The 13378-nt window shown below is 49.6% G+C and carries 15 protein-coding genes; all 15 read right to left on the reverse strand.

All coding sequences use genetic code 11. The annotated features are described in order from the left end of the window. Positions 1-14: 14 nt before the first annotated feature. The 15 genes from fliA to HR45_RS06600 all read right to left on the reverse strand — a co-directional run bounded on the left by fliA (position 15) and on the right by HR45_RS06600 (position 13378). Positions 15-728, reverse strand: coding sequence for an RNA polymerase sigma factor FliA (gene fliA / locus HR45_RS06530; protein WP_037440992.1), 714 nt, complete (start codon positions 726-728; stop codon positions 15-17). 12 nt (positions 729-740) lie between these two features. Next, entirely contained in the window at positions 741-1190 is a 450-nt protein-coding gene (locus HR45_RS06535; protein WP_037440993.1) for a flagellar basal body-associated FliL family protein, read from the reverse strand. Positions 1191-1212: 22 nt separating this feature from the next. Further along, a complete protein-coding gene (locus HR45_RS06540; protein ID WP_081933405.1) occupies positions 1213-2655 on the reverse strand; it encodes a flagellar hook-length control protein FliK in 1443 nt (480 codons plus the stop codon). Beyond that, positions 2649-2975 (reverse strand): hypothetical protein, encoded by a 327-nt coding sequence (locus HR45_RS06545; protein WP_037440995.1) that lies wholly within the window; start codon positions 2973-2975, stop codon positions 2649-2651. The genes HR45_RS06540 and HR45_RS06545 overlap by 7 nt, the downstream gene beginning before the upstream one ends. Positions 2976-3249: 274 nt before the next feature. Beyond that, positions 3250-3633, reverse strand: a complete 384-nt coding sequence (gene fliS / locus HR45_RS06550) for a flagellar export chaperone FliS (protein WP_037440996.1) — start codon at positions 3631-3633, stop codon at positions 3250-3252. 27 nt (positions 3634-3660) lie between these two features. Then, positions 3661-4968, reverse strand: coding sequence for a flagellar filament capping protein FliD (gene fliD / locus HR45_RS06555; protein WP_037441000.1), 1308 nt, complete (start codon positions 4966-4968; stop codon positions 3661-3663). 134 nt (positions 4969-5102) lie between these two features. Beyond that, positions 5103-5945, reverse strand: a complete 843-nt coding sequence (locus tag HR45_RS06560) for a flagellin N-terminal helical domain-containing protein (RefSeq protein ID WP_037441003.1) — start codon at positions 5943-5945, stop codon at positions 5103-5105. A gap of 343 nt (positions 5946-6288) precedes the next feature. Next, on the reverse strand, positions 6289-7317 hold the full coding sequence (locus HR45_RS06565) for a hypothetical protein (protein WP_037441006.1): 1029 nt from the start codon (positions 7315-7317) through the stop codon (positions 6289-6291). 29 nt (positions 7318-7346) lie between these two features. Beyond that, positions 7347-8246: a flagellar hook-associated protein FlgL gene (flgL, locus tag HR45_RS06570; RefSeq protein WP_037441009.1), complete on the reverse strand. Its 900-nt coding sequence runs from the start codon at positions 8244-8246 to the stop codon at positions 7347-7349. A 9-nt stretch (positions 8247-8255) separates the two neighbouring features. Beyond that, a complete protein-coding gene (gene flgK / locus HR45_RS06575) occupies positions 8256-9590 on the reverse strand; it encodes a flagellar hook-associated protein FlgK (protein ID WP_241461068.1) in 1335 nt (444 codons plus the stop codon). 2 nt (positions 9591-9592) lie between these two features. After that, complete coding sequence (locus tag HR45_RS06580; protein ID WP_052074560.1) at positions 9593-10027, reverse strand: rod-binding protein; 435 nt, start codon at positions 10025-10027, stop codon at positions 9593-9595. A 12-nt stretch (positions 10028-10039) separates the two neighbouring features. Next, complete coding sequence (locus tag HR45_RS06585; protein ID WP_052074561.1) at positions 10040-11149, reverse strand: flagellar basal body P-ring protein FlgI; 1110 nt, start codon at positions 11147-11149, stop codon at positions 10040-10042. 9 nt (positions 11150-11158) lie between these two features. Then, positions 11159-11833 (reverse strand): flagellar basal body L-ring protein FlgH, encoded by a 675-nt coding sequence (locus HR45_RS06590; RefSeq protein ID WP_037441012.1) that lies wholly within the window; start codon positions 11831-11833, stop codon positions 11159-11161. Positions 11834-11838: 5 nt separating this feature from the next. Continuing rightward, entirely contained in the window at positions 11839-12627 is a 789-nt protein-coding gene (flgG, locus tag HR45_RS06595) for a flagellar basal-body rod protein FlgG (protein ID WP_037441015.1), read from the reverse strand. Positions 12628-12646: 19 nt separating this feature from the next. Beyond that, positions 12647-13378, reverse strand: a complete 732-nt coding sequence (locus HR45_RS06600) for a flagellar basal body rod protein FlgF (protein ID WP_037441018.1) — start codon at positions 13376-13378, stop codon at positions 12647-12649.

Genomic DNA, 13378 nt, shown 5'->3' on the forward strand with positions numbered 1-13378 from the left:
GGCGTTTCCTGCCCCTAGCCTTTTAATTTTTCAGTTAATAACTGCAATGATTGCTTATGCAGCTGGCATACCCGCGACTCCGTTAACCCGAGTGTTAAGGCGATCTCTTTCATGTTTAATTCATGGGTGTAATACAACTGCAGCAGAATGCGGTGCCGCTCCGGCAACAGCGCCAATGTTTGCGTCATCAGTTGCCGCACTTCTAACTGCTCAATATCTTCATTGCTGTCGACAAAATGTGTCTGTTGCTCCAGCAACATCTCGAAACTCTCAACCACTTCGGCTTGTTCGAGATAGCGCATGTTGAGCAGCTGTCGTTCACTGATCTTCAGTGCCACACAGATCTCGGCATCTCTGGGCTCACGTCCCAGCTCGCGACGTAACTCGCGTACCGCATCGCGAAAATCATGCGCCTCTTTTCGTGACTGCCGTGAACGCCAATCAAGCCGACGGAACTCATCTAACATGGCACCACGAATCGACTTAAACGCATAAGATTCAAACTGTTCGTCCAACGAACGACCATAGCGACGAATCGATTTCAGCAGCGCCATCATGCCGATCTGCTGCAAATCATCGCGATCTGCCACTACCCCAACCTGCGAGCGCATATGGGCCACGACCCGGCGCACTAAATGCGCGTATTGGTTGAGCGCAGCCTGCTCACCGGCGACGGGCTGGTTTTCCAGCTGTTCACCAGCGGCTTTCCATTCGCTATGCGCCAGCATGGTTATTCAGCCCTATTGCAAATACACATTGGTAACCAGCACTTGCTCCAGCTTGCTGTCGATCTGCTGCTGCTCAAGCGCCTCATTAAATTTATGCAGTAACTGCTGTTGCACTTCAGACACGTTTTCAAAGGCCGTTTTAGCTTGTTCGCGACTGGTATTAGCGAAGTACTTCACCAACACGTTACGCAGCACTGGCGCTTGTTGTTGCAGTAACTCCAAAAAGCCACGGCTTTTGGTCGCCAATGACAATTCCAACACTAAATAACGTGAGTAGTTGTCATCACTGACGCTCACCACAAATCGCTCCATCGGGTAGAACAAGATGGCTGACTTGGCGATTTCAGCCTGCTCAGCTTGCTCTCTGTTCGCCTGTTTTTGCCCATTGGCGTAATAAATACCTCCGGCAACGCCAGCTCCGGCAAGCGCTAAAGCGAAAATAATGGCGATAACAACTTTCATGTAATGCTCCTAAAACGCTCCATTAAGCGAGTCGATTAATCCAGCCACGCTGCGTTTGTGTTGGTGGCACAGACGGGTCTTCGCCGATGGCAAGAAGGTTAGAATCAATTTGTTCTGCTGATTGAGGTGCTTGGTGCTGCTGCGACTGTCCGCCGCTATCAGCGTTGGTAAATACCGTAACGTCACTGCCGAGCTTGCCCGCCAGTGCGGTGCGTAATTGTTCGGTGGTATTGGCAATGGCATCGCGGATCGCCGCATGACTGGCATTGAGATGTACTACAGTGCGATCGCCTTCAATGCTGATACGTACATCAATGCTGCCAAGCCGCGGTGGATCAAGCCGAATTTGCGCCGTTTGCTGCCCATGTTCCAGTTGCAGCTGTACTCGGTCTTTCAACAGATTGGTAATTTGCTGGCCGATGCCAGCATCCAGTTGTAGCTGCTGACGATTTATCGTGCCTGCCGCACTGGTGGCGTTATCACTGAATGGCCCCAGATGCGCTGTCATCGGCGTTAAACTCGTCTCAACACGGGCGCTATTGCCGTCAGTTGTATGTTGCCCATTTAGTTGCGGTTGTACCGCTAAGGACGCGGTCAGCTGCTGAGCCAAACCACCAACGCGATTGCTGGTTGTCGTGCTGCCCACATCCACCGCGTTTGCTCCTTGGTTAACCGTACTGGCGCTGTTATTCCACCATTGTGTCAAGTTGCGATTGCTGTTTGGCGCGGAGCTTGGGGCACTAATCTGCGCGCTGATATCTGCGTTATCGGCGGCGGTCTGGGCGATGTCATTCGGCGTTGCCAACGGCACTGCGGTATTGCTCTGCACAGAATTTGCAACGTTCGATAACGCGACCTGCACGGCAGGCTGCGACAATGAGACAACGGCTTCAGCAGCCGCGGCCTGAATCGGTGAACCAGCGTTAAACGGCGCTGTTGCGTTAGCTGGCGCTAACCTTGTGGTTGTCGCTAGTGCATGGGCAACAATAATGTCATCAACGGTTGGCGATACAGCGCTGCCGGACAGCGAGGTTTCAGTTGCTGCCGCCGCCACCTTGGCTCCACTGGTGAAGGTTACTGCTAACGCATTTGCATCAGTATCTGTGCTTGCAGGAACAGGCGTGAACTCAGCTGATGGCACAGCTTCAGCCTTCATCTGTAATTGCGGTGGCAGTATAAATAACGATGCCCCCAAACTTGCTGGCAGCGTTGCTGGTGTCTGTTCAGCTGTGGCTTGCTGGCGTTCGGCATGGTTATCGGGTGCACTCTGGGTAGCTGCCGCGGTTAACGGCGCTAATATCTCAGCGTGTTCGTCATCTTGTGCGTTTGAGTCCGCGAGCGCTTGTGACGCAAACGGCGTAACAGCAGCAGCGTCTTCTGATAACACATCATGGCTGCGGCTGATTTTGCTATTGCCGCCGCTGGTTCCTGTGCTCGCTGCAACATTAAGTACATTCATTACCATGACTGGCCATCCATAGACGTTTGATACGCCTTAATCCCTTCCTGATCGCGCAGGTGTTGCTCCATCTTTTGTTTCACCTGGTTTTGTTCCGATTCCAGTTGCTGCAATATGCTGCGATAGTGGTGCTGCAACACAGGCTTAAGCCGCTGCGCTAAAGCAGAAAACTCGGGCGACGCCAATTGTTGTGAGAGTGCAGTGAGTTCACCATCCAGCATCCGTAGTTGATGCCACTGACGCTTGGTTACTGCGAGCTTCATCGCACTGAGCAGAGCCTGTACTTGCTGCGCCAACAACAGCTGCTTCCCTTCTTCTGTACTCATCGTTTTGCTTGTTCTTCATCCGTATCGCCGCTTTTGTCTGGGGCAATATGTGCTTGGTATGGTGACGGGCCATAGCGCAATATCTACAATTATTCCTGACATTTACAATATTCATGCCACAAAATAAACTCATGTTTTTATTTGATTTTATTTTTAAAAAGGCGGGAGTGCGGAAGTAGTTATTCCGCTTTATAGAGGAAGTGGAAAAGCGTGATTCCGCTAGTAATGCAAAAGCCACCCAGAGGTGGCTTTTAACATAAAAACGGCAACTTGATTAACCTTGGGAACCGATGCCTTTCCAACCCTGTTGTAGGTTGGTCATGACCTGACGCACGTTGTCCAATGGCTCGACCTGATTGCGCAAGCTGGCTTGCAGCACCATTTGACCACAGTGGTCATAAAGGCGCGCCATATTGTTTGCCAGCTCACCGCCTTTATCCAGATCTAACGAGGCTTCTAAACCGCCTAAAATACGCAGCATTTTTTCTACGCTATGGGCTTTGCGGTCAAAGCGGCGACCATTGATATGGCCGATGGCACGTTCCAACTCTTCTAAAAAACCATCAAATAGCATCAACACTAACTGATGCACGTCAGCCCCTGCGGCTCTGCCTTCGACCGCGGTGTTTTTGTAAGCGGAATACCCTGTATCAAACATTTAATTACTCCTAGGGTAGATACAATCTTAATTCTCAGAGAATGATGACATGCTTGATTGCAGTTGCGAAATCGTAATCTGCATCTGTGTAAACTGGTTCAAATAACGCTGATAAACATTCTGCATTTTGCTATCGAAGTCTTCTTGTTTCTTTTGCACTTTCGATAGTTGATTGGTCAGAGTATCAACTTTCGTTTTCAGAAATCCAAAACGGTCACTGTATGGCGACAGCGAGTTTGAAAGTTTGGCAAATACGCCAGTATCGCCCGACAGCATGGCAGAGACTTGGGTAGAATTAGTATCGAGTGCCTTTTGCAGTTTATCGGTATCAAGCTCCATTTTGCCATCGCGACTGAATTCAATGCCGATGGAGTACAGCGTGCTGCCTTCAAATAATCCCTGAAAACTGCTACGCATTAGGCTCTTAATATTGCGCGCCATACTGTCACGGCCAATATCATCGCCGCCTAAGTCATCCATCAGGCTGTTATATTGGTCGACGATATCTTGTAAGGCATCTGATGTCTTATCGAGATCTTCCCCCACAGTAATTCGAATTGCGCTATCACCACTGGCCTGTGCCTGATTAAGATCAATGGTTACGCCGTCAATCACGTTTTCTAATGAGTTAGTGGTCGAGGTTAGGGTGATGGAAGAACTAGACCCTAAACGAATTTGTGCATCTTGTGCGGCAGTCAGCTCTTGCTGATTGGTAATGCTATTAGCAAAAGCATCCCCTTCGGCAGTGCCATCGCTGCTATAACTGAGAGCAACCGTATTGGCGGCACCTGTTTCATTGCTGGTAAACACTAAGTAGTCACCACCGCCGCTGCGCATCACACTGGCGCTGACACCAGTATTATCGGCGCTATTGTTAATCAACTGCGCCACATCTGACAGAGTTGCACCTGCGCCTAAGGTAGATAGGTCCACAACAAATTCATTACCGGCGACACTGATACCAAGATCGCCGCTGGTTGGCATCGTCGCACCAGTACCAAAACTCAGCGCAATTTGATGTGCCTGTGCTAACTGGTCGACATAAAGCTCGTAAGTACCCGCCGCAGCGCTACTATCCGCAGTAACAGAGGCAATATCTTCATTAGAGACTGTCGCAGAGTTCACCAATACGCCACTATCACCCAGAATGTCCGACAGCGAGTCAGCAAAATCGGTCAGACTGGACTTTAACGCAGTGAAGGCTTTCAGCTCGGCATTCACTTCACTGTATTGGCTACTCAGTAGCTGATCTTTACTCGCTCTGTCCAGTTGGGTGTATTGCTCAGCTAAGTAAGCCGGATCCATGCTGGTGACGGATGAAGTGCTGGTCGCCATGACGATACTCCTGATGTTACAGCAAGTCCTAGTAAAGGACTTTCGATAGTGGCAAGACTATAAACATGAAAGGGTGGCGCTATGCCACCCTTGCTTTGAGCCTCTGCTAGCGAGACTCAAATAGGGCTAACGACTTAGCCTTGCAGCAAAGATGCAATCATCTGGTTAGTGCTGTTTGATACGCTCAGCACAGATACGCCTGAGTTCATCAGCAACTGCTGCTTAGTCATGTTAGAAGTTTCTACAGCATAGTCAGCATCCATCAAGTTAGACGCTGCAGCATCAGTAGATTCTTTCATGTTACTAACGTTATTGATGGTGTGGTCAAGGCGGTTCATGCTTGCACCGAGAGATGAACGAGCTGTACCGATATTGTTAATAAAGGTATCTACAGCAGCCATCGTTGTCTTAGCGGTTGCTTGGTCAGCTACGTTAGCTGCGCCGAAACCAGTAATGCCAGTGCCGATACTGGTGATATTGGCGCTGATATCAACTTGTAAAACTTCTGCTGCTGATGCACCAACTTGGAAGTCAACAGCTGCGGCAAACTTACCACCTGTCAGCAAAGTAGTACCAGCACCATAAGAAGTGTTGGACATGATGCTTGAGAGCTCTGATGTCAACGCAGTAAATTCACTGTTCATGGCAGTGTATTCGTCAGCGCTGTTGGTACCGTTGGCAGCTTGCGTTGCCAGCTCTTTCATACGGTCAGCAATGTTAGTCATTTCATCAAACGCGCTGTCAGCCGTTTGCATCATAGTCATGGCGCTATTGGAGTTATACAGCGCAGCTTTCTGACCAACAGACTGTGCAGTCAGACGGTTTGCAATCTGCAGACCAGCGGCGTCGTCTTTAGCTGAGTTGATGCGCAGACCACTGCCCAGACGTTCCAGTGCGGTACCCAATGAACTGTTAGTACGGTTCAATTGGTTCTGGATAGACAGCGATGAAGAGTTGTTCATGATAGATAAAGACATCTGTTATCTCCTGTGAATTCGATGTTCTTAATCAATAAGCGACGCTTGTTTTTAAAAACTGAAATATATTTTTTGAAAAAACTAAATTAATTTTCAAAGTTGACATAACCTACTGTTTAATAACTCTTAAATTCTTTATCGCCCATCAGAAAATTCAGATTGATTCACGATAGGTGTCCTAACTAAAGTGCAGCGTTTTACAGCTGAGGCTCATCATCGCGAATGCGGTGTCGCCGTTTGCGAGAAAACATTCGCCGCACTCAAATCAATGCTGCACTTAATTACCGGTGTGACTACATCAGCAACAAGCAGCTGATTCTCAACCAGGCGCAGACGAAAAGGATTAAGAGCCGAGACTGAAGGACACCAGATTGCGGGTGATATTGGCTTTGGAGATCAGCATTGGCACCGCATTTTGCTGCGGACGCTGCAACAGTTGCTGTACTTCACCATTGATTTCAGACAGATGCTCTTCACTCATTGGTGGACGTTGCACCTGCTGTAATCGCAGCATGATCTGTTGCCGACGGCTTTCTATGCCTTGCAGTGCTGATTGGATATTACGCTGCAATTTAGCAATTTCTTGAGAATACGCCTGATAGCGAGCGTCATTCTGCTGCGAAAGTTGCTGTAACTCGTCCAGCGCATGGGGTTCTTCACTCAGTGATACGGCGACAGGATTCCCGGCGGCGACTCGCACACCAGTGCCCATCATTAACCAGGGTTCTTTTAGCGCGGCACGGTTATCACCACTGGCGTGAAACAGTAATGCGTTGCGCTCGGTGACACCGACTTCAATATTGTGTCCCGCGAATGCCTCACTCACGGTTTGCAAATTCTCATTGCGACTTGCACTTGCGGGTAACACTAATGACACCGCTTTACCGCTGCGGCCCATGACAATACTGACAGTTTCATCCATCGGCTTAGGCGAGAGTAAATCCACTTTAGGGGTCAAGGCTTTGGTTAGTCGGCCAGACGTCGCCCCATCATTGCCTTGCAGGCGATTATCGACGCCACCTTGTTGCAACTGGCGCTTCATTGCGGTCACCAGCTGATTCACTTTTTTGCCAACATCTGGGCTTTGCTGTGTTTGCTGGATCTGAATATCGAGCGACTTCAGCTGACGCGACAGCTGTTGTAGCGTGCGCGCTGAATGTTCACTTTGGCCCATCGATTTTGCGATGGCGGCGAGCGATACCCAACGCGATAAAGCGGCATGCTGCGCCGAGTTGGATGGTTTGTTGAGCTTACTACTTGGACGAGCAGTTGCTGCATTCACCTGTGGAGTGGCCGATGTTGCCGCAGTACTCACGCGACTTTCGCTGGCAAGCTGTGATTCGGTAACCGCTGGTGAAGTATCAATCTGCATGATGTCGCGTTATTCCAAGTTATGGCGGATTAAATCAGTGAGAACAATGAGATCTCGCTGACACGATTGTAAACCTTAAGCGTTGATTCGTAAGAGGTGACAGTTTCATTCAACTTGACGTAGGTCTCGGCATAATCCACTTGACTGATATCGTCCTTTAACCCCTGGGTATAAACGCCGATATCCTGATTGCCGTTCTGGATCTGCTCCAAAGACGCCCGTGTTGCCCCAATCTGCGTGATTTGATTGGTCACCGATTGCAGAAAGCCATTAAGACCGTCAATCATGGCGCGAGACTGGTCGCCAACCGTCGCATCCCCCGGCGTAGTCGTCAGCAACTGCAGATAGCTGGTCATCTGATTGAGAAAATTGCCATTCGGGTCAATGGTATCGCCAGTGACGTTGCTGGTGACTTTGGAGTCTTCCGATACGGCCACTGAGCGGATGTTACTATCGCCCATATATTGGTAATTACCAGCCGCATCTTGTTGAAACGGCATAGTGTCAGTCTGACTGCCGGAAAAGTAATAGCGCCCGTCACCGTCTTTGGCATTGAGCAGATCCACCACAGCCGGGAATAACACATTCATCTGCTGTGCCAGCGCGGAGATTTCACTCTCACCCATGGAGGCATCCGCGGCGGTGGTGGTTAGATCAATCAAGTTGTACAACATATTGATGGTACTCGACAGCTGGGTTTCCTGCTGTCCGAGAGTGTATTCCACCTGATCCATATTGGATTGGTATTGATCTAGCGTACTCAACTGATTGTTTAACGTCAGCAACATCACTGAGCCTAACGGGTCATCAGAAGGCTTGGCAATACGCTGGTTAGTCGAGAGTTGCACCGAATATTTATTGTATGCCTCAGTACCGTTGTTGATATTGCGGATAATATTTTGGTGATATAGATGGGAACTGACTCTCATGGTCACTCCTTAAAACATATTCAACAACGTTTGAAAGGTTTGGTCGGCGATGGAAATCACCTTAGCGTTGGCCTGATACATCTGCTGGTAGTAGAGGATGTTCGACGCTTCTTCATCAAGGTTGACGCCGGAAAGATTATCGCGAGCCGTAATCGCATTATCATTCAAGGCTTGCGCGGTATCGACGCTGCTCTGGTTTTCAGCGCTTTGCGATGCCAACGCGCCGACTAACAACGAATAATTGTTGGATTGCGCGCTTAAGGTATCAATGACCGCTTGAATGTTACTGTTATCACCAACGCCACCAGCAGCCACTAAGCTGCCGCCAGCATCAACATTACTGCCAATAAAGGCGAGCTGAACAGTGGTGATATCTGAGTTAACAGCAAAGGTGCCAAGCGGGTCGTTGGCATCATAACTAAATAATGCGATACCTGCGTTGCCGTTCAGGTCAAAGCCTTGTGCCAACGCGTTGTTAACGTCGTCGGCAAGTTGGCTGAGAATATTGCCAAGCGAATCCACGGTGGGCGTTAGCACCTCAGTATCGGCGCTAATTAAACCGCCCAATGAGCCCCCCACATTGGTTGCTAAGCCAAAGATCTGCCGCCCAAACGTAATCGAAACATCAGTGCGATCAACGCTCATGCTTGCTGCTTGAGTACCCACTAATAACGGTGAGCCATTATTGGTCGAGATGTCGATGGTGCCGTCACGTTGTTCCGTAACAGCAATCCCCACATAGGATGAAAGTGTGGTCACCAATTGCTCGCGACTGTCTTTTAAGGTGGCGGTGGCATCACCTTTAGCGGTCGCAATCGCAATTTTATTGTTGTAATCGGCCAACTTCTGCAGCGTACTTTCGACGCTGCTGGCAGTTTCATTCATCTGCAAACTCAGTTGCTGACGTTGATCGCTAATAGCGCCATTAATTTGCGCCATTTTATTCACTAAGGATGCGGCAGAAGACAGTACTTCCTGACGATAAGCGGTCGATTCAGGAGCGGTTAACGCGGAACTTAACGCATCAGCAATACTGCTGACGGCGTCGTTAAAATTGAGCGAATCGGTTCCGAGTAACTCCTCGGCGTACCCCAGATAGCTCTGTTTACTGTCGTAATAGGACAGATCAGACTGAGTACGCCAAATATCTTGGTTGAAGTAGCCATTAACAATGCGGTCGACGTTATTCACCAGTACGCCGTTTAAATTACCTGCGGTACCAAATTGCGCGGCTTGGCGGCTGTAACCCACTGTGGCTGAGTTAGCAACATTGTTACCACTCACAGTCAGCGCGACATTCGCTGCATTCAAGCCCGACAGCGCATTAGACAACATACCCGGCATAGCTACCTCTCTTCAGGGAAATCAACACCATTGGTGTGCAATGGTTGGGAAAAAGCCGTTCCTTCTAAAGGTAAGGCGACCGTTTTTTCCGGTTCCTTAAATTTATTTTCAAGGTGTTGCAAGTGTCCGCTTAACTGCTGGTACATCTGCTCGGCTAAACCGACTTGACCCGACGCCGCCATGTATTGCGAAATCTGACTATTATAAATCCCTTGATACATGCGCTGTTCACGACTGCCGAACATGCCATCGTCACCACTTACCGCTTCGGTGGCACTGTTCATGTTTTTCAGCACCAGCTGTAAAAACATCGCTTCAAACTGTTCTGATGCCTGCTTTAAACCATCAGCTTCACTTAAGTTGCCATAGATTTGCTCGACCTGTTTCGGGTCGATCGCCAGCATATTAGTGAGTGCGGGCGACACTTGGGTAGTCATTGCAGTGGTTCCTTAAATCACGATCAGATCAGCTTCTAACGAGCCAGCTTTATCGAGAGCAATCAAAATTGACATTAATTCAGATGGGGTAGCGCCGAGGCTGTTAATCGCCTGCACTATGGTTTCCAGTGAAGTGCCATCAGGAAACACCATCATGTTGTGTTTTTGCTGCTCAATGCTGACATCACTGCTGTTCACGGGCACGGTTGTGCCGTTAGAGAACGGTGCGGGTTGAATGGCGCCCTGGCGCTCCGTCACTGTGATCGTTAAGCTGCCATGAGTGACAGCGGCCTTATGCACTCGCACTACTTCGTTGATAACCACGGTTCCGGAGCGGCTGTTAAAGATAACTTTCGGGCGCTGACTGCCCTGCTCAACCTGAACATCCTGAAGCATCGACATGAAGGTGTTGAAATCGTTAGGATCTTTCGGCGCGCTTACTACCAACTTGCCCCAGTTTTCTGCGTTAGCAACACCTGCCCCAAATAGTTTATTGATGGCATTGACGATATTACGCGCCGTTTTATAGTTAGGCGTTTTAAGGTTAAGCACCACCTCACCAACACGGCTGCTACGCGACAAAATCTCACGCTCTACAGTGGCACCGTTGGGAATAATACCGGCGGTTGGTACGTTAACTGTGATCGATGAGCCAGTGCTGCCAGATGCATTTACGCCACCGACCACTAAGTTACCCTGCGCCAATGCGTACACCTTGCCATCAACGCCACGTAGCGGTGTTAACACTAAACTGCCGCCCAACAGACTCTTAGCGTCGCCGAGCGAACTGATGGTGACATCTATGGTTTGTCCGGGGCTGGCGTTAGGCGGCAAGGTGGCCTGCACGCTAACCGCTGCGATATTCTTGGTGCGCGGTAAATCACCTTCATCCATTTTGACGCCAAACTGCTTCAGCATATTGTTAAGCGATTGACCGGCAAAATGGATCTGCGACTTGTCGCCAGTTCCCGCGAGGCCGACAACGAGTCCGTAACCGACAAGCTGGTTTTCACGTGTGCCTTGTACATCCACCAAGTCCAACAACGCGCGACTGCTGGCCTGCGTCAAAGGTGAAATAAGCGTGAGTAACAATGCGAAAAACGCCAAAAATCTTGAACACATACGCCAACCTTAAAAGGGGTTAAGATAACGAGTAAACAGCTTGGTTAGCCAACCTGGTTCTTGCGCATCGGCCATATCACCACTGCCTTCGTAGCTAATGCTGGCGTCGGCAATGCGCTGTGATGAGATCTGGTTAGTTACGTCAATATCTTCAGGGCGTACGATGCCCTCCAACTCTAAATACTCATCACCTTGGTTAAGACGGATCTGCTTGCGTCCTTTGACTCGCAGCGCGCCGTTAGGCAATACCTCAACAACACGCACCGAGATATAACCGCTCAGAGAGTTTTGCTGGTTGGCAGAACTTTGCCCGTTAAAGGCGGTGGCGGAGTTGGCTTGCAACGCCATATCGTTAGTGTTCAGAGTGCCCACTAACGGCACCCCCACATCCCAACTACTGTCTTTGCCCATGCTGGCGTCGGCGCTTTTACTGGACAGAGTGCGCTCAGCCAAAATGACCGTCAGAATATCGCCAACCGTGTAAGCACGTTTATCGGCAAACAGGGTGAACATATAGTTATCACTATAAAGTCCCCCCTCTTGACGACTCATCACCGCATTGCTGCTAGCGTAGTCGTCATCGGCTATATTCGTCTGCGCTGATTCTGTCGGCAGAGATTCACTGCTGCTACAACCAGCCAGCAATGTCAGCAGCAATATTCCAGTAAACTTACGAGGCAGCATTTTTATCACATATTCTGGTTAACGAAACGCAGCATCTCATCCGCTGCAGATACCACTTTGGCATTCATTTCATAAGCGCGTTGGACGGCAATCATATCGACCATTTCATCAACGACGCTGACGTTTGAGCCTTCCACAGTAAACTGCTGCAGTTCCCCGAGCGCATCCTGTCCAGGCACGCCTTCAATCGGCGCACCGGATGCAGCTGTTTCGCGGTACAAGTTTCCACCCAATGCTTCCAAACCCGTTGGATTGACAAAGTTTACCGTCTGGATCTGACCAATATTTTGCGGGTTAGCATTGCCCGCCACCACGGCGGTTACCGTGCCATCCTTACCTATGGTGACCTTGGTGGTGTTATCAGGAATGGCAATATTTTGCGCTAATGGCAAACCGTCGCTGTTGACCAGCAAGGATTCTGAATTGAGCTGAAACTGACCGTTACGGGTATACAAGATTTCGCCATCAGGGCTTTCAATCTGGAAAAAACCTTGGCCAGCAATGGCAACATCCAGCTGATTATCTGTGGTCTCAAATGAGCCTTCAGTGAACTGTTTTTGCGTACCATTGATGCGCACACCAGTCCCTAATTGAATACCGGAAGGCACTTGATTGAGTTCATCCGCTTGGGTACCTGGCTGACGTTGCACCTGATAAAACAGATCTTGGAACATAGCGCGGTCTTTTTTAAAGCCGACAGTACTGACGTTCGCCAAGTTGTTGGAGATGGTGGTCATCCGCAGGTCTTGTGCTTCCAACCCCGTTTTACTGACCCATAATGCTGAACTGCTCATCTGTTGCTATTTCCTTATCTTATGACTGACCACGGATCAGGCGATCGCCTGAACTGGCCAGTTCATCGGCCATCTTCATCATCTTGATGTTCATTTCAAACTGACGGCTGATATTCATGGTTTTCACCATTTCCGCCACCGCGTTCACGTTAGAACCTTCCAATTTGCCAGTGGCAACACTGACAGTGGGGTCAGCGGCAAGCTGCTGACCGTTGATATCGCGCAACAATCCATCCTGGCCTTTCACCAGATTGTTGTTGGCACTGACCAACTTCAGCTGTGCATCTTGTGCTATTAAACCTCCACCGACGGGGGTTAAATTGATTGTGCCATCAGCGCTGATATCGATATCGCCGTACTGCTGCAGTTGGATGGGACCTTGGTTACCAATCACTTGCAGGCCATTAACGGTCAAACGTCCTTGCCCATCGACCATCAAGTTACCAGCACGGGTGTAGGCTTCCTGGCCGTTACTGTCTTCCACAGCGAGATAGCCGTTTTCGCTCAGCGCCACGTCAAGCTTACGCCCCGTCTCCATCATTGGACCTGACGCCAAACTCGTGGCCACTGGCGTCAACTGCGCCTGATAGCGGGTACGAAAGCCGTCCCCGGCAACCATCATTGATTGGGCTTGTTCCAGATCCGCACGAAAACCATTGGTATTGACGTTGGCGAGATTATTCGCCACGACTTGCAGGGCTTTGTTATTGAGTTCAGCCCCAGATACCGCGGTGTAGATTAGTCTTTCCAT

Source organism: Shewanella mangrovi (genome assembly GCF_000753795.1).
GTDB lineage: Bacteria > Pseudomonadota > Gammaproteobacteria > Enterobacterales > Shewanellaceae > Shewanella > Shewanella mangrovi.